The sequence below is a fragment of the Nonomuraea sp. CA-218870 genome (assembly GCF_050936535.1).
Classification (GTDB): domain Bacteria; phylum Actinomycetota; class Actinomycetes; order Streptosporangiales; family Streptosporangiaceae; genus Nonomuraea; species Nonomuraea corallina.
Genome location: NZ_JBNJMN010000001.1, coordinates 409,138 through 432,366, shown reverse-complemented (window position 1 = coordinate 432,366; position 23,229 = coordinate 409,138). Strand labels below are relative to the sequence as shown.

The following is a 23,229-nucleotide window of genomic DNA, read 5'->3' as shown; positions in this document are numbered from 1 at the left end:
GGTCTCGCGGTAGCGCGCGAAGGCGCGTTCGAACAGTTGCTCCTTGCTGCCGAACGTGGCGTACAGGCTCGGCCGGTTGATCCCCATCGCGCTGGTGAGGGTGGCCAGGGACGCGCCCTCGTAGCCGTGTCGCCGGTTTCCTTACCGAGCGGTACAAAAATGTCCGCCCCGGTTCAACAGCCGACTGCGCCAACCGGTCGGCACTGACGGAACGGAATAGTGATCATGAGCTCCACTGCGCCGGGTTCGGGCATGTCGGCTGAGGAACTGCGCGATTTCTACCTGCGGTACGTCGAGCTCGGTTCAGGTCCATGTGGTACCTGATGGACGCCGACACGGTACGGCGGCAGCTCGCCGCCGGAACCGCCGAGTGAGCGGTGCGCCGCGATGACCGTCGCCGGCCTTCGTACGTCGAGGCCGGCGACGGTTGCGCAGCTCATCGAGGGCGGGGCGCGGGAGTCGCGGTGTCGGCCGACGGTGGATCACCTACCTGCCAGGTAATCGCCCTGCCTACCAGGGCCTGTCAGGATCGGCAGCGCACCGAACACGACTTCACCGGGAGGCCACCGTGCCCGCTTACGTCATCGCCCACCTGCGGGAGGCGGCCCCGCACCCTGAGATCGCCGAGTACATCGAACGGCTCCCCGTCACCTTCGAGCCGTACGGCGGCCGCTACCTCGTGCACGCCACCCAGCACGAGGTGAAGGAGGGCGCCTGGCCCGGACATGTCGTGATGATCGGCTTCCCGGGGATCGCCGAGGCGCGGGCGTGGTGGGATTCTCCCGCGTACCGGGAGATCGCGCCGCTGCGCTCGCGGCACATCGAGGGCGACATCATCATGGTCGACGGCGTGCCCGCGAACTACGAGCCGACGGCGGCCGCCACCGCTATCCGGGAGGCGGCGGCCCCGCCCGCGAGCCGGCAGGGCGCGTGACGCCGGACCGGGAGACGAGGGCTCGCGCGCCGACGGCGGTCTGTGATGTCCGTGAGCGAAAATCTGTATCCGCCGTAGTAGACATTCGCTGATGTGGGTGCTAGGGTTTTGACATCGCAAGGAACGGATTCATCGGGCAGCAGGAAGTTGTCACCGCATCACGACGAACTGCCCGAACTGAGGATGAAGTAGGTAGTTGAGGCAGAAGGTCGGACGTGAAGGGCCAGTGCAGTGGAAGGGGCCCAGATCGTGGACGCGCTGCCAGGGAAGTGGACGACACGTCCAGAAGTATGGAGAAAGGAGCGTTGAACGCCATCGAAGGATCGCCCGTCGCCGGCTGACGAGTCTCGCCGCGCGGGTACCGCAGTTCCACAAGATAGGAAGGTGGTCTACGGTCACGCATCCGCGATCCCCGCATCGCCGCCGCACAGCAGGGCGGGTGCGGAATACAGTAAGCCGGCCGGATGGCCGGTAGATGGTGTTGAACCTCTTCGGGCCCCGGCGCAACAGGCGCCGGGGCCCCTGTTCGCATGATGAAAGGCGTTTATGCATCGAGCCCGCACCACCGGCGCCCGCCCCGCCACGAGCGCGGACAGCGCCCCGCATCCGGCCGAAGACCGGTTCGAGGACCGGTTCGAGGATGAGGACTACCCCGCCTACAGCATGGGCGCCGCCGCCGAGATGCTCGGTGTGACCCCGACCTTCCTACGGGCCCTGGGCGCCGCGAAGCTGATCGAGCCCAAGCGCTCCAGCGGCGGTCACCGCCGCTACTCCCGCTACCAGCTCCGCCTGGCCGCCCGCGCTCGCGAACTCGTCGACCAGGGCACTCCCGTGGAAGCCGCCTGCCGCATCATCATCCTGGAGGACCAGCTCGCCGAGGCGCTGCGCATCAACGCCGCGCACGAACGCGAACGCACGACCGGAGGCTGACGCCGGTCCCCGGCCTTTCTGATCGAACGTCGCAGGGCTCTCGGCGTCCCTCGCGTAACGAACTGTGCCACGTCGGCTTCTACCGTGCCGTCCATGACGCACGAAACCGGTATTCGCCCGTTCCGCATCGATCCCGCAAGCCGATCTGGACGATCTGCGCCACCGGCGGGTCGTCGTCGTGGACCTACTACGAGGACGTGGCGGGCCTGCCGATCGACCAGGACGTGGTGCCCACCGGCGTCTCCCACGGCGGCCCCGCGGCCTTCCGCCGCATCGCCGAGCGGAGGAACGCCATCGTGCACTGGGAGGACCACGAGCACCCCAGCCACCTGATCGCGATGGCGGCCCCCGGGCCGCTGGCGGAGGACATCCAGGTTTTCTTCAGTGGACGGTGAACGGCCGGGCCGGTCCCCGTGCGGGGGCCGGCCCGGCCGTCGCGATCAGGCCAGGTCGAACCGGTCGAGGTTCATGACCTTGTCCCACGCCGCGACGAACTCCGTCACGAACTTCTCCTTGGCGTCGTCGCACGCGTACACCTCGGCGAGCGCGCGCAGCTCGGAGTTCGAGCCGAAGACCAGGTCGGCGCGGCTGCCGGTCCACTTGATCTCGCCGGTGGCGGAGTCGCGGGCCTCGAAGGTGTTCTCGTCACCGGCCACCGGCTCCCAGGTCGTGCCCAGGTCGAGCAGGTTGACGAAGAAGTCGTTCGTCAGCTTGCCGGGGGTGGTGGTGAGGACGCCCAGCTGCGACTGCTGGCTGTTCGCGCCGAGGACGCGCAGGCCGCCGACCAGGACGGTCATCTCGGGGGCGCTCAGCGTGAGCAGGTTGGCCCGGTCGATCAGGAGGTACTCGGCCGGCAGCTTGTTGCCCTTGCCCAGGTAGTTGCGGAACCCGTCGGCGGTCGGCTCCATAGCGGCGAACGACTCGGCGTCCGTCTGCTCCTGCGAGGCGTCCACGCGACCCGGCGTGAAGGGCACCTGGACGTCGAAACCGGCGTCCTTGGCGGCCTTCTCGACGGCGGCGCAGCCGGCGAGCACGATCACGTCGGCGAGCGAGACCTGCTTGCCGCCGGTCTGGGAGCCGTTGAAGCCCTTCTGGATGCCCTCCAGCGTGCCGAGCACCGTGGCCAGCCGGTCGGGGTCGTTGACCTCCCAGCCGATCTGCGGCTGGAGGCGGATGCGGGCGCCGTTGGCGCCGCCGCGCTTGTCGCTGCCGCGGAAGGAGGAGGCCGACGCCCACGCCGTGGACACCAGCTCGGACACCGACAGGCCGGAGGCGAGGATCTGCGCCTTGAGCGCGGCGACGTCGCCGTCGTCGATCAGCTCGTGCGTGACCTCGGGCAGCGGGTCCTGCCACAGCAGCGTCTCGCCCGGGACCTCGGGGCCGAGGTAGCGGGCGACGGGGCCCATGTCGCGGTGGGTCAGCTTGAACCAGGCGCGGGCGAAGGCGTCGGCGAACTCGTCGGGGTTCTCGAAGAACCGCCGCGAGATCGGGCCGTAGATCGGGTCCTCGCGCAGCGCGATGTCGGTGGTCAGCATGGCCGGCGCGTGACGCTTCGACGGGTCGTGGGCGTCGGGGATCGAGTCCTGGCCGGCGCCGTGCTTGGGCCGCCACTGGTGGGCGCCGGCCGGGCTCTTGGTCAGCTCCCACTCGTAGCCGAACAGGTTCCAGAAGAAGTTGGTGCTCCACTTCGTCGGCGTGGAGGTCCAGGTGACCTCCAGGCCGCTGGTGATCGTGTCGCCGCCCTTGCCGCTGCCGTAGGTGCTCTTCCAGCCCAGGCCCTGCTGCTCGATCGGGGAGGCCTCGGGGTCGGGGCCGACGTGGTCGGCCGGGCCGGCGCCGTGGGTCTTGCCGAAGGTGTGGCCGCCCGCGATCAGGGCGACGGTCTCCTCGTCGTTCATGGCCATCCGGCGGAACGTCTCACGGATGTCGCGGGCCGCGGCGAGCGGGTCCGGGTTGCCGTTGGGGCCCTCCGGGTTGACGTAGATGAGGCCCATCTGGACCGCGCCGAGCGGGTTCTCCAGCTCGCGGTCGCCGGTGTAGCGCTCGTCGCCCAGCCAGGTGGACTCGGGGCCCCAGTAGACGTCCTCCTCGGGCTCCCAGACGTCCTCGCGGCCGCCGGCGAAGCCGAAGGTCTTGAAGCCCATCGACTCCAGGGCCACGTTGCCGGCGAGAACCATCAGGTCGGCCCACGACAGCTTCCTGCCGTACTTCTTCTTGATCGGCCACAGCAGGCGGCGGGCCTTGTCGAGGTTGGCGTTGTCGGGCCAGCTGTTGAGCGGGGCGAAGCGCTGCTGGCCGGCCCCGGCGCCGCCGCGGCCGTCGCTGATCCGGTAGGTGCCGGCGCTGTGCCAGGCCATGCGGACCATGAACGGGCCGTAGTGGCCGAAGTCGGCGGGCCACCAGTCCTGCGAGGTCGTCAGCAGCTCGGCGATGTCACGCTTCACGGCCGGGAGGTCGAGGCTCTGGAACTCGGCGGCGTAGTCGAAGTCGTCGCCCATGGGGTTGGCGACGGCCGGGTTCTTGGCGAGGATTTTCAGGTTGAGCCGCTCCGGCCACCACTGGCGGTTGCCGCCGCCCTGGGTCGGGTGCGGAGCGCGATGCGCGACCGGGCAGCCGCCTTCGCCCTCCTGCTTGGAGTCGGTGACGATCGCATCATGGTTCTCGGTCATGGGAGTCCTTCGGATCAGGCGGTGGAACAGTCGGGGCACAGGCCCCAGAAGATGACCTCGGCCTCGTCGACGGCGAAGCCGTGGTCGTCGGACGCGTTCAGGCAGGGCGCATGGCCGGTCACGCAGTCGACGTCCGCGACGGCGCCGCACGACCGGCACACGATGTGGTGGTGGTTGTCCCCCACGCGCCCCTCGAACCGGGCCGCGCTGCCGGCCGGTTCGATGCGCCGTACGAGTCCTGCCGCGGTGAGCGCGTGCAGGGCTTCGTACACGGCCTGGAGGGAGATGTGGCCGACGCGATCGCGCACCCCGGAGGCGATGGTCTCGACGTCGAGATGGTCACCGTCCCGGACGGTCTCGAGCAGCGCGACGCGGGCGGCCGTGACTCTCAGGCCGACCCCGCGCAGCTCCTCGGCGGTGGTCTTGGGTGCGCTCATGTCCGGCCAACCTACCGTGCTAAACACGAACGATACAAGAGAAGGAAGAGTCCAAGTTTGTGGTGTCGGCGACATTCCGCCCCTGGCGAAGGGCCTGGGACGGGCCTGGGACTCGCCGATCACCTGCCTTCGGCGACCGCCTGTGCGCCGAGGGCCGGGTGAGCTTCCGTACGGGGCGTCCGTACGGAAGCTCGGAGCTGACGGGTCACGGCCAGTACGGGGCCAGCAGGTCGAACTGGTTGGGCAGGCGCAGCTGGTAACGGATGTCGTCCGTGTCGTAGAGGGCCTGGAACTCGCGCGGCAGGTACAGGTCGTACAGCTTGGCCTTGGTGGCGGAGGAGCCGGCGGCGTCGAGGATGGCGTTGGCCGTGGTGCGGCCCGCCTCGTTGCCGCCCTCCATGGTCGCCAGGTTGATGTTGTTGCGGACGTAGTCGGCGGCCAGGTAGAAGTTCGGGATCCTGGTCGTGGCCTCGGGGCGGTTCGCCCACGAGCTGGGCGAGTTGATGAGCAGGGGCTCGTCGTTGGCCACCGATGGGGTGCCCTCGCCGGTGATGGCGGGGTCGACGAACCAGCTGTGGACGAGCGAGTCCGGCAGCAACTGGGCGCCGTTGGGGGTGACGGCGCGGACCTGGGCCAGGACCTCCTGGACGATCTGCTGACGGGTGCACTGCTTGGCGGTCTTGCCGAACAGGATGCCCGGGGTGTTCCAGTCGGACAGGTCGAGTGACAGGCAGTCGCGAGCCTGGCCGTCGCCGTAGGTGGCGGGGAAGTCGGTCGTCCAGAACTGCGCCTGGCTGATCGAGGTGAGGGCCCACGGGGTGCCGGCGTAGACCATGTGGCCCTTGACGATCGGCGTGGGCTGCTTCAGGTAGATCATGACGCCGTTCATCCAGTCCGTCTCCAGGTGGCTCAGCCTGGCCAGCTGGGGGTCGGCGGACTTCATCGCGCTCGACAGGATGGGCGTGAGCCGCTCGACGGGCATCGCGGCCACGTAGTGGTCGGCGGTCACGGTGCCGGCCGCGCCGGTGGGGTCGGTCACCCGGGCGCCGGTGATCCGGCCGCCGCTGTAGTCGAATCCGGTGGCGGTCCAGCCGACCTTGAACTGGACGCCGAGCCCTCTCAGGTAGTTGAGCCAGGGGTCGATCCACACGTCGTTGGACGGGCCGTTGAGCACCTGGTCGGGCGGGCCGTACGGGCCGAGCCCGAGGCCGCTGTAGATGAGCGCCTCGAACATCATCGCGATCGTGCGGGTGTTGGCCCGGTCGGGCTGGGCGGCCACCAGGGAGGCGGTGAACATCCTGGTCAGCAGCTCGCGGTACTCGACTGACATGTTGTCGGACTTGGTGAAGTCGGAGAAGCTCATGTTCTCCCACTGGCCGAGCTTCCGGCGGGGACCGCTGGTGATGAACGTGATCATCTTCGACAGGAAGAAGTTGACCTGGGTGAGCGGGATGGTGGTGCCCGCGATGAGCGCGCTCCGTAAGAAGTCCCGGATGACGTCCGGGGTGAGCCCGCCGCCCAGCTCGCTGGGGATGGGGACGCGGAGCATCTTCTGCCGGTAGGCGATGGCCGTGAGGCTGGCGGCGACCAGGTTGTCGCGGACGGTGCCGGAGCCGAACGGGATGCGGCTCATCGTGTCCGGCAGGTTCTGGTAGAAGCCGGGGAAGAACCGGAAGCCGTGCTCGCCGGGCAGGTCCTTGCGCCCTCCGGTGGCGGTGCCGGGCACGGGGATGCTCCTGGACTTGCCGCCGAGCACCTTGCGCTCGTACACGGTGACCTGGAAGCCGCGCTCGGCCAGCTCGTGGGCGGTGCTCAGGCCGCCCATGCCGGCGCCGAAGACCGCCACCGTGCGGCCGGTGACGCTCGCCTTGAGAAGGGAGGGGGCGGCGGCTCTGGCGCCTTCGGCACCCCACAGCGGGCCGGTCGCCGCTCCCGCGGCGGTGGCCAGTGCGCCGGTGACGAATCTTCGTCGGTCGATCCCGCCCTGACCGTTGTCGTGGACTTCCTGGTCTGCCATGGGGGTGGCCTCCGCTCACCATTAGCTAACCGACACGGCTGTTGGTTCAGCTAGGCGAGACGATGAACCTGCGGATCACTTCTGTCAAGACGCGGATGTGCGTCCAGGCGTCTGGGAGAGACCGTTCCACAGCACGAGCATGGCGGCCTCGACGAGTCCGTCGCGCGGCATCGACGGATTCCTGGCCCACCACTGGGCGAGACCGTCGGTGCCGGAGATGAGCAGCTCGACCACGGCGTGGGCGGTGTCGCTGTCGGGGTCGAGGCCCAGGTTGCGCAGGTCGCGCCCGAGCATCACGGCGACCGAGCGGGTGCGGGTCTCGCGGATGCCCCAGCGCACCGCCTTGATCTCCGGGTCGTCCTCGTCGGTGTGGTCGAACAGCAGGCGGCGGGCGTCCGGCCAGTCCTCGGAGAAGCTGAAGTAGGCGTCGAGCGTGGCCCGCAGCCGCCGGCCCGGCGAGCCGCTGCCGGTGATGCGGGCGCCGATGTGCTCCACCAGCCGCGCGTTCTGCTCCTGCAGGACCGTGATCAGCAGGACCTTCTTGGACGGGAAGTGGTCGTAGAGCACCGAGCGGGTGACCCCGGCCGCTGCCGCGATCTCCTCCATGGCGGTGGCGTGGTAGCCGCGGGCGGCGAAGACCTCCAGGGCCGACTCGGTGATGCGGGCCCGACGGGCCGAGCCCCGCATGCGCTTCTTCGGCTCCTGGATCGCCATGCCCGGCAGCCTACCTCCGACCCGTTGACGCCGCGCCTCTCGCAGGCATAAAACCGACACTAGAGTCGGTTAGCGCGCCAGGAGGCCCCGATGCCAGAGCACGCAGACGTCGTCATCGCCGGAGCGCGGTGCGCGGGTTCCGCCACCGCGGCCGCGCTGGCCCGGCGCGGGGTCAAGGTGATAGCGCTGGATCCGGCGCGGTTCCCGTCGACCACGGTCTCCACCCACCTGCTCTTCGCCTCGGGCGTGGCCGAACTGGCCAGGACCGGCGCACTGGAACGCGTCGAGAAGGTCGGCGCGCCGAAGCTCCCCCGCTCCTTCGTCGGCGGTCCCGGACACGCCGCCTCCGGCGGCTACACCGCGATCGACGGCATCGACTACGGCCTGTGCGTGCGGCGGGCCGGTCTGGACGCGGCGCTCGTCGACACGGCCCGCGCGGCCGGCGCCGAGGTCAGGGAGGGCCACCGCGTCACCGACCTCCTGTGGGAGGGAGGCCGGGCGGTCGGCGTCAAGGTCAGCGAGCGGGGCGGCAAGGAGTACGAGATCCGCGCCAACCTGGTCGTCGGCGCGGACGGCCGCCGCTCGACCGTCGCCCGCCTGGTCGGCGCCGACCAGCCCCGGCTGTCCCACGCCAACGGCCGGGCCTGCTACTACGCGTACTACGAGGACCCCCGCGAAGAGTGGCGCTCGACCGCGGCGATGTGGCTGACCGGGCGGGAGCTGGGCAACGCCTTCCCCTGCGACGGCGGGATGTCGATGGTGCTGCTGATGCCGCCGGCCGAGCGGGCCGCGGACTTCCGGGGAGACCTGGAGGCGGAGTTCACCCGTACCGTCGGGCTGGTGCCGGGGCTGGCCAAGCGCCTGGAGGGGTGCACCAGGGCGACGAAGATCGTCAGCTCGGTGTCGCACCCGTCGTTCTTCCGCAGGTCGGCGGGCCCCGGCTGGGCGCTGGTCGGCGACGCCGGCCACTTCAAGGACCCGGTCACGGCGCAGGGCATCCGCGACGCGCTGAGGTTCGGGAGACTGCTGGGCGAGCGGGTCGCCGACGTGGTGGACGCCCCCGCCGCCCTCGACGAGGCGACGGCCGCCTGGGAACGGTCACGCGACCGGCAGTGCCTGATCATGTATCACTGGACGAACCTGCTCGGGCGCGGCGACGGGCTCGCGTACGTGCAGATCGAGCTGCTGCGCGGGCTGACCGACGTGCCGTACGGGGTGCGCCGGATCCTCGAGGTCTACTCCAGGATCCGGGACCCGCGCGAGACGCTGGCGATGGGCGGCATGGTCAAGGCCGTCGCGCGCGCCCTGCGCGATAACCCGGGCGCCCGCCTGTCGGTGCTGAAGGCGACGGGCGAGACGCTGCGCGAGATGGCCGGCCACCACGACGAGGCCAAGCGCCTGCTCCGCCCGGCCGCCTCATGAGACCGGCCGGGCTACGCGGCGGGTGATGCGCTCAGCTGCTCCCGCTCCCGCTCCCGCTCCTGCTCCGGCGAGGGGCGCGCGATCAGGACGTAGCGCTCGTCGGTGACCGGCCGGCCCCAGAGCGCCGGGTCGGTGAGCCGCTCGTGGTGGACCACCCGGGCCATCGGCGCGAGCGCCGCGGTCAGCCGCTCGGCGGGCACGCCGCCGAGCCAGGGCAGCGGAGGCGCGGCCGCCGCGTAGGGCGGGTCTCCGGGAGCGGCCCAGCGGCCCTCGACCAGCACCAGCCGGCCGCCCGGCCGGAGCAGCGCCAGCCAGCGGCGAAGCGCCTCCTCGGGCGCGGGCAGGGTCCACAGCAGATGGCGTACGAGAACCGCGTCGAACCTGGCCCCGGCCGCCACCGGAGGGTCGCCGGCGTCCCCGAGCAGCAGGGGCGCGCTGAGACCCGCCTCCCCGAGCTTGCGGGCGGCCTGGTCGATCATGCGCGGCGAGAGGTCGACACCGGTGGGGCGGTGGCCCTGCTGGGCGAGCAGCAGCATCAGCGAGCCCGTGCCGCAGCCCAGGTCGAGGATGTCGGAGGCGCCGCTGGGCAGCCACTGGGTGAGCCTGAGCCACCAGGCGGCGCGGACCTGCGGGCTGCGCAGACCGTGGTCGGGCTCCTGGTCGAAGGCGTCGGCGGAGGAGTCCCAGAACGTCGAGATGGGGGCGAGGTCGGGTGTCGGCACCCGCGCAGTCTGGCAGCGGGCGCCGACAGTTTCCGCGTCCGGCGTGGTCAGGCCGCCGGGACGGTCCTGGACCACCAGGTGTTCCAGCCCGCCTCCAGGGCCGCGAACTCCTCGTCCGACTGCCCGTACGTGGTCAGCACCATCATGGCGACGCCCTCCGGGTGGGCCGCGACCGGCGGGGTGTGGGCCGCCACGAGCAGTCCGTCGCCCCAGCCGTCGACGGTGAGACCGAGCTGGTGGTCCGTGCGGTACCAGACCGTGCCCGTGAGGAGCTCGCCGGTGGGGGCGGCGTGCTCGTACGGCGCGCCGGGGGCGAGGCCGGCGAGTGCGGCCAGACCGGCGGCCGTCAGGGGCGGGGTGGTGCCGGCGCCTGAGAGGAAGACGGTGCGCCGGTCGGCGCCCGGGTGGCGCTCCAGGGCGAACCTGAGCTGGTGGATGAAGGTGACCCAGCCCTCGTTGACGTCGTCGTAGTAGGCGTCCCACTCGGTGTCGCCGCTGAGTGGGGCGCGGGTCATGCGCAGGTGGGTGCGGCCCTCGCCGGCGTCGGTCAGCTCGAACCTGTCGCCGCCCTGGACCTCCACCCAGTGTTCCTCGGGCGACTCGGTGGCCTGCTCGGCGTAGATGAGCTCGATCTCCTTGTCGAGGCCGTCGAAGTGCCAGCCGTGCCAGCGCCGGATGCGCTCCGGGTCGCGCAGCGCCCGCCACACCTCCTCGACCGGTGCGGAGATGGTGACCTCCACGGTGAACCGCTCGTCCGTCATCGAAACTCCTTCAAGGGTGAGTGGGGTCAGTCGCCCGGCTCTGTGCGCGGGGCGGGGTGGCCGCCGGCGGTGAGGCGGTAGGGCCTGCCGCCGGAGGTGTCGTAGCGGGCCGCGAGGTGGGAGACGGCCTCGGCGAGCTCGTCGGTGAAGCGGTGCACGTCGCCCGGCTCGGCGAAGCGCACGTCGGCCTCCAGCGTGAAGGTCAGCAGGCGGACGCCCTGCCGGTCGGCCTCGGCGGCCATCCGGGTGACCTCGCGGACGGTGCCCGCGGCGACCTCGACCAGGTGCTCGGCGGCGTGCCGGTCGGCGATGCGGGTGAAGTCGGCGTCGATCTGGCCGGGGGAGGCGAGCACGTCGGGGTCGACGAGGAAGGCCTTGGCGGTGGCGCGCATGACCCGCTCGACGCAGCCGCGGCGGCGGCGCTCCTCGACGAGCTCGATCAGCTCCTGCTGCTCCAGCACCTTCAGGTGGTAGCCGACCCGCTGGCGCGGCTGGCCGAGCTCGGCGGCGAGCTGGACCGCCGAGGCCGGCTCGCGGAGGCGGGCGAGGAGCTGTCGACGGATGGGTGTCAGGGCGACGCGCAGGCGCTCGGGCTCGTCCATGAGCGACATCTGGGTGGCGGCCATGAGTCGATGGAACCATTAGACAGTTTTTCCTGTCAAATGCAGATCGAGTGTGCACTTTTCTCGATAGCGCTTGATACGTGGACTTATGCACGGTAACGAGCAGCGAGCTGCCGCACCGTAGGGGACGAACGTGAGCGGTGCTCGACTGAGCGCCGCCGAAGATCTCTTACGGGGAGAAACCATGAACAGCATCAAGTCCGGCGTGCTCCGCGTGTCCCTGCTCGGCGGCCTGGCCGCCGGCGTGCTGGCGGTGGCGCCCGCCGCCGGCCACGCCGCCCTCGGCGAGCCCGCCGTCACCAGGAGCGGCGCCACCGTGACCATCACGGCGCCCGACGTCACCCGGCACGACAACCTGACCCTTCAGGAGGTGAGCGGCCGGCTGCACGTGTTCGGGAGCGTCCTCGCCGGCACGGGCTGCACCCAGGTCTCGGCGAACGAGGTGAACTGCGGCGCCGGCGTGACCACGGTCAGCGCCCGGCTCGGCCGGGGCGACGACCGCTTCTCGTCGCTGGTCGGCCTGGTGGGCACCGTGGACGGAGGGCCGGGCGCCGACGTCTTCCAGGCCGGCCGGGGATCGCGGGGCACCGGCCTCACCTACCGGGGCGGCGACGGCACCGACACCGTCGACTACGGCTCCAGCGGCGCCGCCGTGAAGGTGACCAAGGACGACAGCGCGCAGCCCGACGGCCGGATCGGCCTCGACAACGACGACGTCACGCTCGACGTGGAGGTCGTCCGCGGCACCGTCCGCGCCGACACGCTGATCGGCTCGTCCGGCGCCGACGTGCTGGACGGCGATCAGGGCGCGGACACGCTCGAAGGCCGGGGCGGCGCCGACGTGATCGACGCCGTCGACGTCCAGGGCACCAAGGACACCCTGATCGACTGCGGTGGCGGCGCCGACACCGCGCTGGCCGACGCGGCCGACGCCCCGGTGGCCTGCGAGACGGTCGACCGTTCCTGAGGGATCTCCTGAGGCTGGGGGCCCGGCACGTGAACTCCCGTGCCGGGCCTCCTCACATGATCCATTAAGTCGCTATATTGCGCCCATGCTTCCCGAGGACGAGACGCATGACGAGGTACTCCCGTACCTGGAGGAACCGCCCGAAGGGGGACGGTGGCTCGCGCCCGCGCTCCGGGAACAGCGGCTCTACGAGCTGTGCCGCGACGGCGGTGACGAGGCCCACCTGGCCTATCTGCGAGTCGTCGCCGCCGAAGGGCTCTACCGGCCGGTCGCGCTGGGCGAGGCCCGGGGCGGCGACGGGTCGGCGCCGCTGCACGTGACGACGCTGCCGGACGGGCGCAGGCTGGTGCGGGCGTACACGGCCGGGGTGCTGCCGCGCCCGCACCCCGACGTGGTGTACGAGTTCGTCACGTTGCGGGGGCTGGTCGCTCTGTGGCCGGACGACGTGCACGTCCTCCTGGTGAACGGGGCGACGCCGTGCGCCAGGGCGTTCCTGGCGACAGAGGACGAGTGGGACACCTGGCTCGGCCTGCACGATGAGCTGTTCGAACCGGACGGCACCTGCGACCGCATCGAGACCCGCCGCACCGGCATGCCCCAGGACGAGGGCCTGCTGCGCGGCCTCGCCTGCGGAGCCCACCTGTGCTACGGCAACGGCGACGCCTGGAACACCCTGGACTGGCACGGCGCCGGCTACAGCGGCGAGGTCGAGCGGCTGGCCGGGAGCTGGGGGATCCGGGACCACGACGACTGGCTGGAGACCACCGAACGACTCCTCGCCGCCGAGCTGAGCCCGTGGGTGTGGGAGTACGTGCTCGGCGCCCGGCTCTGGCTCGCCCAGCAGATGGGCGAACGGCGCGTCGACCCGGTGGTGTGGCGCGACTGCGTCGAGCAGAGCATCCGCGAACAGCTCAAGGACGAGGTCTCCGACGAGGAACTGGAGGACCTGGGAGCCGGCCTGCGCGGACTGGTCGGCAAGATCATGCGGTACGAGTCGCGCTTCCGCGCCGACGGCCTCCTGCCGCCCGACGGGTACGTGCGCACCGTCGCCGCGTGGGACCTGGGCCGCGCCACGATGGTGGCCCGCTGGGGCCGCGGCGCCCGGTACGCCACCGAGCAGGAACTGCACGCCGCGGTCGAACGGGCGGGCAAGGCGGTGCAGGCCGTGTACGGCTCGTGGCCGGAGTTCTCGGCCGGCTACGTGCTGGGCCGGTGCCTGCACTTCGACCAGGAGACGTTCGGCGACTGGTACACCACGGTCCTGGAGGCCCACCGCGCCCTGCTGGCCTCCCCCAACAGCCCATGGAACACGGTCCCGCTGCACTGAACGGGCCGGGTGACGCCTTGACGCACCGGGCGGATATGCCCAAGCCTTGGGAAGGTTTCTTTCCCGAACGCAGGGGGCGCCGGTGCGTCGGACCCGGGAACATGGCGGAGTGGCAGGGTGGCTCGTCGCCCTGGGATTGCTGCTGGTGGCGGCCTGCGGATCCACCGCGCCCGCCGAGGATCCGGTGAACGCCGACGACGTGATGTTCGTCCAGATGATGGTCCAGCACCACCGGCAGGGGATCGAGATCGCCGAGGTGGGGGCGGAGAAGGCGACCACGGAGGAGCTGCGGACGCTGGCGGCGGCCGTCGCGAGCACGCAGCGGACCGAGGTCGAGATGATGCTGCGCTGGCTGCACGCCTGGGGACAGCCGCTCACGCCGCCGGACGGGGCGCACGACCACCAGGGCGGCCTGCCCGAGACCGACCGCAAGAAGATCGCCGCGCTCAGGTCGGCGAAGCCGTTCGAGCCCGCGCTGCTGACGCTGTTCATGGCCCATCAGGACGGGGCGGTCCAGATGGCCGCGACGGAGATCCGCGACGGGGTGAACCCGGAGGCGACCCGCTGGGCGGCGCAGGTGCAGGAGTCGCGCAAGGCCCAGATCGACCAGATGCGGCAACTCCTGGCCAGGATCAACTGACCTCGATCGAGGAGCCGAGGACGCCATCCCTTCACGCGCGGCCACGACCGGGGGCGGGGCCTTGACGGGCCAGGAGAGTGGTGGCGCGCTGGACGCGTTCGTTGACGTCGGCGCGCAGGAGGGCGAAGCGGCCCGCGTGCTTGCGTACGAGCTTGCGCTGCAGCGCGGCGTCGGCCGTGAACCAGTGCGCCACTAGCCCCGACGACCACTTGCAGGCGGTGTCGGCCATGGCCACGCGCTTCTCGTCGGCGCTGATCACCGGATCGTCGAGGCTCCATCGGGGGTCGGCGATGGCCGCTTGCGGCGACGGATACGGGTGACCCGCGGCCCGCATGCAGGCCGCCCAGGCGGTGACGGCCTGGCGGACCTCGGGGCGGGCGGCGGCGCGTTCCAGGGTTCGGGCGTCACGCCGGGCCAGCCAGCGCCAGGGCGCCCTGCCGGTCGGCCCCAGCCGCTCCGCCGCCCGTCCCTCGCACTGCCTCAGCAGACGCGCGTACAGCCTTTCCTCCCGCAAACGATCGGCCCGCCGCTTCTCCCGCGCCGAACGGCTCGCACGCCGGCCGTCGCCCCGCCGCTCCTGCTTCGCGGAACGGCCGGCTCGTTCGTTCGCGGTCCGTCGCCTTTCGCTCCCCGGACGGTCTGCTTGGCGTCTCTCCTTTTCCGTATGGTGGGGACGCTCTTTCGCCGGAACGCGTCGGGCGCCTCCTTCACGGCCGGTCGTGGGGGAGGCGGTGGTGGGCAGGTGGTAGCCGAAGCGGTGGGCCTGTTCGGGGTCGGCGACGCCGTAGCGGCGGGTGTTGCCGGGATCAGGCGGCGCGGGCGGGACCGGGCCGGTCCGCCGGCCGAGGCAGCGGGTGACCAGCGCGCGGTGGGCGGCGTCGAGCAGCGCGCGCTGGCCCGGCGCCGGCTTGTAGGCGTCGAACGGCAGCACCAGGTCGAACACCGAGGCGACGACGGGCCCCTGGGGCGGCGGCGCGCTCGTGCAGCCGGTCGCCACCGACACCGCCGCCAGCCCGAGGGCGAGGAGCCTGATCATCGGCACCAGATGTCGAGCGAGCTGGCCCGGTTGTCGCCGATGGGGTTGTCGGTCAGGAGGCCGTCGCCCGTGCCGTGGCCGAGCGTGCTGTGGGCGCCGGTGAAGTAGGGGTTCTGCCAGAGCGTCACCGGGCAGCCGAGCCGGTTCCTCGCCGAGCTGGTGTCGTTGTTCATCCCGAGCGAGGAGTCGGTGTAGTCCCATTTCAGCCAGGTGTCGTCGGCCAGGTTGACGTCGTCGCGGACGAAGTCGCGCCAGAGGTCGACCTGGCCGCGGTTGAAGGAGGAGCCCGCGTACAGGCAGACCCGGCCGTGGAAGCAGGCCGAGCGGGGGCTGGCCTCGGCTGGGCCGGAGGCGAGCAGGACGGCGGTCATGAGGGCGGTCATGAGGGCGGTCATGAGGGAGGACAGCCTCAACAGGGCCTCCTTGAGGGGTGGGCTCCAGAGCTATCGCTAACCTAGCGTGTGCGTGCGCATACTCCAGGTCATGGCGCGTGTCTTCCGGTAAAGCCCTGCCGTCGTCCATGCCACCGGCGGCGAGATCCGTAGAACGCCGCCGACGGGCGCCGGTCGGTCGAAAAGCGGATGCCGGGCCACGAAACCGGGCGGTACCCTCCATGAGGGTCGAGGAAGGACATGCCGTGGGACACGTCGAGGTCGCTCATCTGACGTATGTGCTGCCGGACGGGCGGCCGTTGCTCGACGACGTGTCGTTCCGGATCGGCGAGGGCGTCAAGGCCGCGCTGGTGGGGCCCAACGGGGCCGGGAAGACGACGCTGATGCGGCTCGTCGCGGGGGATCTGCGGCCGGTCGAGGGAGGCGTGGCGTCCTCCGGCGGGCTGGGCGTGATGCGGCAGTTCGTCGGCAGTGTGCGCGACGGCAGCAACGTGCACGACCTGCTGCTGAGCGTGGCGCCGCCCGCCGTGCGGCAGGCGGCCGAGCGGCTGGAGCGGGCCGAGCTCGACATGATGGAGCGCGAGGACGAGAAGACGCAGCTGCGCTACGCGCAGGCGATCGGCGACTACACCGACGCCGGCGGGTACGAGATCGAGGTCCTGTGGGACACGTGCACGGTCGCCGCGCTGGGTGTTCCGTACGATCGCGTGAAATATCGGGATGTGGCCACGCTGTCCGGAGGCGAGCAGAAACGGCTGGTGCTGGAGGCGCTGCTGCGCGGCCCCGACCAGACTCTCCTGCTGGACGAGCCCGACAATTACCTCGACGTGCCGGGCAAGGAGTGGCTGGAGCGGCAGCTCCGCGAGACCCCCAAGACCGTGCTGCTGGTCAGCCACGACCGGCAGCTCCTGGCCAACGCAGCCGACCGGATCGTCACCGTGGAGTCGGGCAACGTCTGGATCCACGGCGGCGGTTTCGGCACCTACGCCGAGGCGCGCCGGGCCAGGAACGCCCGGCTCGACGAGCTGCGGCGGCGCTGGGACGAGGAGCACGCCAAGCTCAAGGCCCTGGTCAACATGCTGAAGAACAAGGCGCGCTACAACGACGGCATGGCCGCCCCCTACCACGCCGCCCAGACGCGGCTGCGCAAGTTCGAGGAGGCGGGGCCGCCCGAGACGCCGCCCGCCGACCAGAACATCAGCATGCGCCTGCGCGGCGGCCGCACCGGCAAGCGCGCGGTCATCTGCGAGCGGCTGGAGCTGACCGGCCTGATGAAGCCGTTCGACCTGGAGGTCTGGTACGGCGAGCGGGTGGCGGTGCTCGGCTCGAACGGCTCGGGCAAGTCCCACTTCCTGCGGCTGCTGGCCGGTGAGGGGGTCCGTCACTCCGGTACGGCCAGGCTCGGCGCCCGGGTGGTGCCCGGCCACTTCGCCCAGACGCACTCCCGGCCCGACCTGATCGGCCGTACCCCGGTCGAGATCGTGATGACCGAGCACGCCAGGCTCAAGAACGAGGCGATGAAGGCGCTGGCCCGCTACGAGCTGGCGGGCCTGGTCGCCGACCAGCGGTTCGAGACGCTGTCCGGCGGCCAGCAGGCCAGGCTGCAGATCCTGCTGCTGGAGCTGTCCGGGGCCACGCTGCTGCTGCTCGACGAGCCGACCGACAACCTCGACCTGGCCAGCGCCGAGGCGTTGCAGGAAGGCCTGGACGCGTTCGACGGCACGGTGGTCGCGGTCACGCACGACCGATGGTTCGCGGCTGATTTCGATCGCTATTTGGTGTTCGGCGCGGATGGTGTGGTTTATGAGGCGCCAGAGCCGGTCTGGGATGAGAAGCGGGTCGTACGCGCTCGCTAGGGACATCAAAAAGCCCGATAGGAAATCAAAGAGTTGGTACGCCCGGCGCGTGTCAGGGGCCGGGCGTGCCCATGATCGGGTTATCACGGCAAAGTGATCCCGCCTAGCCGAACCGTCAGCCTCCTCGCACTCGGGGCGATCTGCCTCGCCGGATGCTCGTCCGAGGAGACGACGCAGCAGCAGCTCAAACCGCTCACCCTCATGGAACAGGCGTCGACCGTCGCCAAGTCGGACGACGGGTACACCGTGACCTGGGCCGCCGTCCTGGCCAACGGCAACCCGTGGCATTTCGGCGAGCACGTCGTGGCGACCGTCGTCGGCAAGGACGCCGGGGGCCGCGAGGTGTTCCGGACGGACCAGCCGCTGGACGCGGTGCCGCCGGGAGGGTCGCTGACGTTCACCGGTCACGGCGTCGCCACGGCGAAGCCGGCCAAGGTCAGCGTCGCCTACCGGCCCGCGCAGTGGCGGCCCGCGGCCCGGGTGCCCTCGTCCTTCCGCCCGTTCCCCGTGTCGCGGGTGCAGACCCTGCGTCAGAAGGACGGGTCGTACCTGGTCACCGGATACGTCGCGAACCCGTACCAGCTGCCCGCCAGCAGCCTCGTGGTGAGCGCGCTGCTGCGCGACGGCGCCGGCAAGCTGCTCGGCGGCGGCAGCGCGTTCGTGGACGACGTGCAGGCGGGCCGCCCGCCGCGGTTCATCCTGACGGTGGCAGGGCTGCCGCCGGGCACCCGGGTGGCCAAGACCGAGGTGACGGCCCGTACCTGGGGGTCGACCGCGCGGCCCTACGAGGAGCTGGCGATGGGGGGCGCGGTGCCGCTGCACACGGTCAAGCCGACGACCGAGCCGTTCGAGACGGACCGGGGGAGCCAGGTGTCCTCGCCTTCGGCCGAGTAAACAAAAAGACTATTCCGGACGAATTGCTTGAGATTTTTCTGGTTGGCCCATGACAAGGGATGTGTATCGCGCAGAATCGGTAGAACTGCAAGTTACAACTCCATTACAGTCGGTGATATGAATGACCGCGCCCTGGTCGAAGCCCTGCGCGCCGGCGACCCCGGCGCACTCGCCGCGCTCTACGACGCGCATGCCGAGAGCGTCTACCGCTACTGCCGGTCCCTGCTCCGCGACGCCGACGGCGCCCAGGTCGCCCTGCGCGACACGCTGATCGCGGCGGAGGCCCACGCCGGCTCGCTGGCCGACCCCGGCATGCTCCGCCCGTGGCTGTACGCGCTGGCCAGGAGCGAGTGCCGGCGCCGCCGGATGGCCGCGCCGCAGTCGGCCTGCGACGCGCTCGCCGGCGCGCCGGAGCCGGATGACCCCGACGACGCCGACCTGCGGATCATGGCCTGGAGCGCGGTCCAGAGCCTGCCCGACGACGACCGCGAGGTGCTGGAGCTGGACACCCGACACGGGCTGTCCGCCGCCGGCCTCGCCGCCGTGCTGGGCGTCCCCCCACGCCGGGTGGACACCGCCCGCGAGCGGGCGCGCGACCGGCTGCGCGACGCCATCACCGCCGAGATCCTCGCCAAGAAGGTCCCGTACGACTGCCAGGACCGGGCCGGCATCCTCGCCGGGTTCGCCGGGGAGCTGACCCCCGACATGCGCGAGCGGCTCGTCCGCCACCTGGCCCGGTGCGAGACCTGCTCCCCGCACCGCAGCCGGCAGGTGTCGGCGGCCAAGGTGTTCGAGCTGCTGCCGCAGGTCACGCTCCCCGAGGCGCTCAGGGTGCGGGTGCTGAGCTGCTTCGTCGACCCCGAGCTGTTCCTCTACCGCCGCTACGTCGCCCGCCGGTCCCAGGCGCTGGACGCCGCCGGGTTTCCCGTGGCCGAGGGACGGAAGCCGCGCACCTGGCCTCGGGCGGTGGCGTGCACGCTTGCGGCGGTCGCGACCGTGGTGGCGGTAGGAAGCGTCTTCGACTACTTCGGCAAGGAGGTCGGCGGCCTGCCGGGCGTCGCCACCGCGGCGTTCCCGCCGGAAGGCGAGCCGCCCGGCCTCCCGTGGCAACAGGCCGAGACCGCCGTCACCGAGCCGGGACCCGGCGGCACCGCCACCCGGCTGCTGGACCTGGTCAGCATCGCCCCGCCGTCCCGCCTGGCCTCGCCCGCCACGGAGGAGGCCACCAGAAGGTGGCCCACCGCCGGCCCGTCGTCCAGCGGGCCCGGCGACCCGGAGCCGGTGCCCAGCCGGAGCGGCCAGGCCACGCTGCCGCCGCTGTGGCCGGGCGATCCCACCCGCGGTCCCGGGGCCGCCCCCACGACGCCCTCCACGACGCCCCCCACGACGCCCCCCACGACCGGGCCGCCGACCCGGAAGCCGCACGGCCACCCGACCGGCCACCCGCACGGCCACCCGACCGGCCACCCGCACGGCCACCCGCACGTCCGGCCGACCATCCGGCCGCCTGTCCGGCCGACCGTCACCAGGACCAGGACGCCGCCGCCCAGGACGCCGCCGGCCACCCAGCCCACGACCCAGCCCACGACCCAGCCCACGACCCAGCCGGCGACGCACCCCCCGGCGCAGCCCACGACGCCGCCGCCAGACCCGGTGCCCACCCCGGCGCCGCAGCCGGCCCCGTCCGCCTCCCCGCCCGCCTGACCGGCGGCGACGACCCCGCCGTCACGAGAGACAGGGTGTACGCCGGCCGACCGCTGGGAACCGTGTGCATAGAGTGACCGGGGGGATTCTATGCACGTCCGAGCTGGGATCCTGCTCGCCTGCCTGACCGTCACCCTCAGCCCGCCGGCGCACGCCGAGCCGGCTCCCCCCTCCCGTGACGTCGCCGGCGCGCGGCAGGACGTACGATCCCGCTCCCGCGAGCTGGCCAGGGCCGCCGCCGCGCTGGCCGAGGCGCAGGCGAAGCTGGAGGAGCTGGCGGCCGAGGCCGAACGGCGGGTGGAGGCGTACAACGGGGCGCTGGTGCGGCTGCGCCGGGCGGAGGAGGCGCACGGACGGGCGACGGCCCGGCTCGCCTCGGCGGAGGCCGAGGTGGAGCGCGCCCGGCAGCCGGTGGCGCTGCTGGCCGCGCGGGCGTACGGCGGGATGGGGCTGCCCGCCGCCGCGGTCCCCGTCCGGGACGCCGGCGGCCACGAGGGCTTCCTGCATCGCGCCGCCACGCTCCGGCAGCTCGGCGGCGAGCGGGCCGCGGTGCTCTCCAGGATGCGCGACGCCTGGACGGTGGCCGAGATCCTGCGCGCGGTGGCGGCCGACGCCCACGCCGCCCAGCGGGCCGCCGCCGAGAGCGCGGGCCGCGCCAGGGCCGCCGCGCAGGAGGCCGTGGCGCGGCAGAGGCGTGAGACGAAGGCGCTGGCGGCCGAGCGCGACGCCCTGCAGCGGCGCGTGGACGCCGCCCGCGACCGGGCGGACCTGCTGGCCAGGCGGAAGCGGGCGGGCGGGCTCCGGGTGCCGCCGCGCCGCGGGTCGAGCCGCGGCGACCTGGCAGCCAACTGGGCGCTCACCCAGCTCGGCAAGCCCTACCTGTGGGCCGCCGACGGCCCGCGGAGCTTTGACTGCTCAGGGCTGACCATGCGGGCGTGGCAGCGGGCCGGCGTGCGGCTCGACCACTGGACCGGCACCCAGTGGACGTCCGGCCCGCGCGTCCCCCTGCCCCGATTGCGCCGCGGCGACCTGCTGTTCTTCGGCCACAACCGGTACGACCCGCGCACCATCCACCACGTGGGCATGTACGTCGGGCGCGGCCTGATGGTGCACGCGCCGCAGGCCGGCGACGTGGTGCGCGTCGCCTCGATCTGGAGACGGGACCTGGTGGGCGCCACCAGGCCCCGGTGACCTCAGTGGTGGCCCTCGTCCTTGGCCCGCTGGAAGGAGCGCTCGATCTCCGCCTCGGCCTCCATGCGGCCCACCCAGTTGGCGCCCTCGACCGACTTGCCGGGCTCCAGGTCCTTGTAGACCTCGAAGAAGTGCTGGATCTCCAGCCGGTCGAACTCCGCCACGTGGTGGATGTCCTGGATGTGCGCCATGCGCGGGTCGGTCGACGGGACGCACAGGACCTTGTCGTCGCCGCCCTTCTCGTCGGTCATGCGGAACATGCCGACCGCCCGGCAGGTGATGTAGCAGCCCGGGAAGGTCGGCTCCTGCAGCAGCACCAGCGCGTCGAGCGGGTCGCCGTCCTCACCGAGGGTGTTCTCGATGAAGCCGTAGTCGGCGGGGTACTGCGTGGAGGTGAACAACAGCCGGTCGAGTCTGATCTTGCCGGTCTCGTGGTCCACTTCGTACTTGTTCCGTTGCCCCTTGGGAATCTCAACGACAACGTCGAACTCCACCGCGGTTCCTCCGCTCGCGCCCCCCGGGAACCCCGGCAGGGCGTTAATGTCTCGTAGGCGAACACCAGGATGAGAGGTCAGGGCGACGTGGCGCGACACGAGCGGTGGGTGATGCTGACCACACTCGTCCTGCTGCAGGTCGTGACCATCGTCACCGGCGTGTACGCGGTTGACAACGACCTCACCCTGAGCGCGCTGACGAGGCGGACGCCACCGGCCGAGCAGACCGCGCCTCCCGAAGTCCCCGTGGTCACCGCGGGGCCGGTGCTGGCCGGCCTGACGGCGAGGCCAGGAGACGGACCTCTCCCGACCAAGGGTACTTTGACCCGCAGACTCACGGATGCGCTGGGTGACCGGGCGCTGGGCGACCAGGTCGGCGCGGTCGTCGTCGACGCCTCCACGGGTGAGCGGGTGTTCGCCGCCAACCCCGACACCGGCATCGTGCCCGCCTCCACCACCAAGGTCGTCACCAGCGCCGCCGCGCTCGCCTCGCTCGGCCCCGACACCCGCCTGGCCACCCGCGTCGTGCAGGGTGCGTCGGCCGGCGCGGTCGTCCTGGTCGGCGGCGGCGACCCGCTGCTCGCCGGGCCGAAGGCCAAGCGGACCTCCTTCCCCGCCCAGGCGTCGATGCCCACACTCGCGGCCCGTACCGCCGCCGCGCTCAAGCAGCGGGGGGTCAAGCGGGTCACGCTCTCGTACGACGACACGCTCTTCACCGGCCCCGCCACCGGGCCGGGCTGGAAGCCCGGCTACGTCGCCGACGGCCACGTCGCGCCGGTGCACGCGCTCGCGATCGACGAGGGGCGCCAGGACCCCGGCCTGAACCGGCCGCGCGTCGCCGACCCCGCGGATCACGCCGCCGCCGCCTTCGCCGGGCTGCTGAGGAAGAAGGGGATCGGCGTCGCCGGCGCGGTCAAGCCAGCGCGGGCGCCGGCCGGGGCCGCCGAGCTGGCCAGGGTCGAGTCGGCCCCGGTCTACGCCCTCGTCGAGCACTCACTCACGGCCAGCGACAACGACCTCGCGGAGGCGCTGGCCCGGCACGTGGCGATCAAGGAGGGGCAGCCCGGCTCGTTCGCGGGCGTCGCCAAGGCCGTCCCCCAGGTGCTCGGGCGGATCGGCGCCGGCCAGGGCATCCGGGTGTACGACGGGAGCGGCCTGTCGACCCGCAACCGCATCAGCGCCGCCGCGATGGCCGGACTCATCGCCCTCGCGGTCTCGCCCGACCGGCCCGGGCTGCACGCGGTCGCCTCCGGCATGCCGGTCGCCGGGTTCTCCGGCACGCTGGGCAACGGCCGCCGCTTCACCGGCGCCGACAGCAAGGACCGGGCCGGGCTGGTCCGCGCCAAGACGGGCACCCTCAACAACGTCAGCACGCTGGCAGGGCTGACCACGAGCAGGGACGGCCGGGTGCTGGCCTTCGCCTTCCTGGCCGACCGGGTCCCGGTCTACGCCGAACCCGTGCTCGACCGGCTCGCGGCCATCGTCTCGCGCGCCTGACC

The 23,229-nt window shown here is 72.0% G+C and carries 22 protein-coding genes and 1 pseudogene; 12 read left to right on the top strand and 11 right to left on the bottom strand.

The window, feature by feature from the left end:
- Positions 1 to 36 precede the first annotated feature (36 nt).
- Positions 37 to 120: pseudogene (locus tag ACQEUU_RS02060) on the bottom strand (TetR/AcrR family transcriptional regulator); the annotation flags it as partial.
- Positions 121 to 568: 448 nt separating this feature from the next.
- Here ACQEUU_RS02060 and ACQEUU_RS02055 point away from each other — a divergent pair.
- The 3 genes from ACQEUU_RS02055 (at position 569) to ACQEUU_RS02045 (ending at position 2,259) form a co-directional block, all read left to right on the top strand.
- Positions 569 to 934, top strand: coding sequence for a DUF1330 domain-containing protein (locus ACQEUU_RS02055; protein ID WP_433059471.1), 366 nt, complete (start codon positions 569 to 571; stop codon positions 932 to 934).
- A 663-nt stretch (positions 935 to 1,597) separates the two neighbouring features.
- Positions 1,598 to 1,864: a MerR family transcriptional regulator gene (locus ACQEUU_RS02050; protein WP_433071703.1), complete on the top strand. Its 267-nt coding sequence runs from the start codon at positions 1,598 to 1,600 to the stop codon at positions 1,862 to 1,864.
- Between the two features lie 197 nt (positions 1,865 to 2,061).
- Positions 2,062 to 2,259, top strand: a complete 198-nt coding sequence (locus ACQEUU_RS02045) for a hypothetical protein (protein WP_433059469.1) — start codon at positions 2,062 to 2,064, stop codon at positions 2,257 to 2,259.
- A gap of 45 nt (positions 2,260 to 2,304) precedes the next feature.
- On the opposite strand, the gene katG is transcribed toward ACQEUU_RS02045, so the two are convergent.
- The 4 genes from katG to ACQEUU_RS02025 all read right to left on the bottom strand — a co-directional run bounded on the left by katG (position 2,305) and on the right by ACQEUU_RS02025 (position 7,701).
- On the bottom strand, positions 2,305 to 4,533 hold the full coding sequence (gene katG, locus ACQEUU_RS02040) for a catalase/peroxidase HPI (protein ID WP_433059466.1): 2,229 nt from the start codon (positions 4,531 to 4,533) through the stop codon (positions 2,305 to 2,307).
- Positions 4,534 to 4,547: 14 nt separating this feature from the next.
- Complete coding sequence (locus tag ACQEUU_RS02035) at positions 4,548 to 4,970, bottom strand: Fur family transcriptional regulator (RefSeq protein ID WP_270157551.1); 423 nt, start codon at positions 4,968 to 4,970, stop codon at positions 4,548 to 4,550.
- A 205-nt stretch (positions 4,971 to 5,175) separates the two neighbouring features.
- On the bottom strand, positions 5,176 to 6,987 hold the full coding sequence (locus ACQEUU_RS02030) for a hydroxysqualene dehydroxylase (RefSeq protein WP_433059463.1): 1,812 nt from the start codon (positions 6,985 to 6,987) through the stop codon (positions 5,176 to 5,178).
- Positions 6,988 to 7,071: 84 nt separating this feature from the next.
- Complete coding sequence (locus ACQEUU_RS02025) at positions 7,072 to 7,701, bottom strand: TetR/AcrR family transcriptional regulator (RefSeq protein WP_270157549.1); 630 nt, start codon at positions 7,699 to 7,701, stop codon at positions 7,072 to 7,074.
- A gap of 90 nt (positions 7,702 to 7,791) precedes the next feature.
- Between ACQEUU_RS02025 and ACQEUU_RS02020 the strand changes: the two genes are divergently transcribed.
- Positions 7,792 to 9,123, top strand: coding sequence for an NAD(P)/FAD-dependent oxidoreductase (locus tag ACQEUU_RS02020; protein ID WP_433059459.1), 1,332 nt, complete (start codon positions 7,792 to 7,794; stop codon positions 9,121 to 9,123).
- Between the two features lie 11 nt (positions 9,124 to 9,134).
- Here the strand turns inward: ACQEUU_RS02020 and ACQEUU_RS02015 are convergent, their stop codons facing one another.
- The 3 genes from ACQEUU_RS02015 to ACQEUU_RS02005 are packed head-to-tail and all read right to left on the bottom strand — an operon-like array spanning position 9,135 to position 11,232.
- Positions 9,135 to 9,845, bottom strand: a complete 711-nt coding sequence (locus tag ACQEUU_RS02015; protein WP_433059456.1) for a class I SAM-dependent methyltransferase — start codon at positions 9,843 to 9,845, stop codon at positions 9,135 to 9,137.
- A gap of 47 nt (positions 9,846 to 9,892) precedes the next feature.
- On the bottom strand, positions 9,893 to 10,606 hold the full coding sequence (locus tag ACQEUU_RS02010) for an SRPBCC family protein (RefSeq protein ID WP_433059453.1): 714 nt from the start codon (positions 10,604 to 10,606) through the stop codon (positions 9,893 to 9,895).
- Between the two features lie 26 nt (positions 10,607 to 10,632).
- Complete coding sequence (locus ACQEUU_RS02005; protein WP_433059450.1) at positions 10,633 to 11,232, bottom strand: helix-turn-helix domain-containing protein; 600 nt, start codon at positions 11,230 to 11,232, stop codon at positions 10,633 to 10,635.
- A gap of 181 nt (positions 11,233 to 11,413) precedes the next feature.
- Between ACQEUU_RS02005 and ACQEUU_RS02000 the strand changes: the two genes are divergently transcribed.
- From ACQEUU_RS02000 to ACQEUU_RS01990, 3 genes are all read left to right on the top strand, one after another.
- Positions 11,414 to 12,196: a calcium-binding protein gene (locus ACQEUU_RS02000; protein WP_433059448.1), complete on the top strand. Its 783-nt coding sequence runs from the start codon at positions 11,414 to 11,416 to the stop codon at positions 12,194 to 12,196.
- An 85-nt stretch (positions 12,197 to 12,281) separates the two neighbouring features.
- Positions 12,282 to 13,523, top strand: a complete 1,242-nt coding sequence (locus tag ACQEUU_RS01995) for a DUF1266 domain-containing protein (protein ID WP_433059445.1) — start codon at positions 12,282 to 12,284, stop codon at positions 13,521 to 13,523.
- A 109-nt stretch (positions 13,524 to 13,632) separates the two neighbouring features.
- Positions 13,633 to 14,163 (top strand): DUF305 domain-containing protein, encoded by a 531-nt coding sequence (locus ACQEUU_RS01990; protein WP_433059442.1) that lies wholly within the window; start codon positions 13,633 to 13,635, stop codon positions 14,161 to 14,163.
- Positions 14,164 to 14,194: 31 nt separating this feature from the next.
- On the opposite strand, the gene ACQEUU_RS01985 is transcribed toward ACQEUU_RS01990, so the two are convergent.
- Positions 14,195 to 15,199: a hypothetical protein gene (locus tag ACQEUU_RS01985; protein WP_433059439.1), complete on the bottom strand. Its 1,005-nt coding sequence runs from the start codon at positions 15,197 to 15,199 to the stop codon at positions 14,195 to 14,197.
- Positions 15,196 to 15,612 carry a peptidase inhibitor family I36 protein gene (locus ACQEUU_RS01980; RefSeq protein ID WP_433059436.1) on the bottom strand — a complete coding sequence of 139 codons (417 nt, stop codon included), beginning with the start codon at positions 15,610 to 15,612 and terminating at the stop codon, positions 15,196 to 15,198. The genes ACQEUU_RS01985 and ACQEUU_RS01980 overlap by 4 nt, the downstream gene beginning before the upstream one ends.
- A gap of 224 nt (positions 15,613 to 15,836) precedes the next feature.
- Here ACQEUU_RS01980 and ACQEUU_RS01975 point away from each other — a divergent pair, with 224 nt between their 5' ends.
- From ACQEUU_RS01975 to ACQEUU_RS01960, 4 genes are all read left to right on the top strand, one after another.
- Positions 15,837 to 17,447 carry an ABC-F family ATP-binding cassette domain-containing protein gene (locus ACQEUU_RS01975; RefSeq protein WP_433059433.1) on the top strand — a complete coding sequence of 537 codons (1,611 nt, stop codon included), beginning with the start codon at positions 15,837 to 15,839 and terminating at the stop codon, positions 17,445 to 17,447.
- A gap of 93 nt (positions 17,448 to 17,540) precedes the next feature.
- A complete protein-coding gene (locus ACQEUU_RS01970) occupies positions 17,541 to 18,341 on the top strand; it encodes a hypothetical protein (protein WP_433059430.1) in 801 nt (266 codons plus the stop codon).
- A 117-nt stretch (positions 18,342 to 18,458) separates the two neighbouring features.
- A complete protein-coding gene (locus tag ACQEUU_RS01965; RefSeq protein WP_433059428.1) occupies positions 18,459 to 20,045 on the top strand; it encodes an RNA polymerase sigma factor in 1,587 nt (528 codons plus the stop codon).
- Between the two features lie 90 nt (positions 20,046 to 20,135).
- A complete protein-coding gene (locus ACQEUU_RS01960; RefSeq protein ID WP_433059426.1) occupies positions 20,136 to 21,236 on the top strand; it encodes a C40 family peptidase in 1,101 nt (366 codons plus the stop codon).
- A 2-nt stretch (positions 21,237 to 21,238) separates the two neighbouring features.
- On the opposite strand, the gene ACQEUU_RS01955 is transcribed toward ACQEUU_RS01960, so the two are convergent.
- Positions 21,239 to 21,730, bottom strand: coding sequence for an inorganic diphosphatase (locus tag ACQEUU_RS01955; protein ID WP_270157535.1), 492 nt, complete (start codon positions 21,728 to 21,730; stop codon positions 21,239 to 21,241).
- A gap of 87 nt (positions 21,731 to 21,817) precedes the next feature.
- Here ACQEUU_RS01955 and dacB point away from each other — a divergent pair, with 87 nt between their 5' ends.
- Positions 21,818 to 23,227: a D-alanyl-D-alanine carboxypeptidase/D-alanyl-D-alanine endopeptidase gene (gene dacB / locus ACQEUU_RS01950; RefSeq protein ID WP_433059422.1), complete on the top strand. Its 1,410-nt coding sequence runs from the start codon at positions 21,818 to 21,820 to the stop codon at positions 23,225 to 23,227.
- The last annotated feature ends 2 nt before the right edge of the window (positions 23,228 to 23,229 follow it).

Coding starts and splice junctions, on each gene's coding strand:
- ACQEUU_RS02050 (WP_433071703.1), top strand. CDS start 1,598: ATGGGCGCCGCCGCCGAGATGCTCGGTGTGACCCCGACCTTCCTACGG.
- katG (WP_433059466.1), bottom strand. CDS start 4,533: ATGACCGAGAACCATGATGCGATCGTCACCGACTCCAAGCAGGAGGGC.
- ACQEUU_RS02035 (WP_270157551.1), bottom strand. CDS start 4,970: ATGAGCGCACCCAAGACCACCGCCGAGGAGCTGCGCGGGGTCGGCCTG.
- ACQEUU_RS02030 (WP_433059463.1), bottom strand. CDS start 6,987: ATGGCAGACCAGGAAGTCCACGACAACGGTCAGGGCGGGATCGACCGA.
- ACQEUU_RS02025 (WP_270157549.1), bottom strand. CDS start 7,701: ATGGCGATCCAGGAGCCGAAGAAGCGCATGCGGGGCTCGGCCCGTCGG.
- ACQEUU_RS02020 (WP_433059459.1), top strand. CDS start 7,792: ATGCCAGAGCACGCAGACGTCGTCATCGCCGGAGCGCGGTGCGCGGGT.
- ACQEUU_RS02010 (WP_433059453.1), bottom strand. CDS start 10,606: ATGACGGACGAGCGGTTCACCGTGGAGGTCACCATCTCCGCACCGGTC.
- ACQEUU_RS02005 (WP_433059450.1), bottom strand. CDS start 11,232: ATGGCCGCCACCCAGATGTCGCTCATGGACGAGCCCGAGCGCCTGCGC.
- ACQEUU_RS02000 (WP_433059448.1), top strand. CDS start 11,414: ATGAACAGCATCAAGTCCGGCGTGCTCCGCGTGTCCCTGCTCGGCGGC.
- ACQEUU_RS01995 (WP_433059445.1), top strand. CDS start 12,282: ATGCTTCCCGAGGACGAGACGCATGACGAGGTACTCCCGTACCTGGAG.
- ACQEUU_RS01985 (WP_433059439.1), bottom strand. CDS start 15,199: ATGATCAGGCTCCTCGCCCTCGGGCTGGCGGCGGTGTCGGTGGCGACC.
- ACQEUU_RS01965 (WP_433059428.1), top strand. CDS start 18,459: ATGAATGACCGCGCCCTGGTCGAAGCCCTGCGCGCCGGCGACCCCGGC.
- ACQEUU_RS01960 (WP_433059426.1), top strand. CDS start 20,136: ATGCACGTCCGAGCTGGGATCCTGCTCGCCTGCCTGACCGTCACCCTC.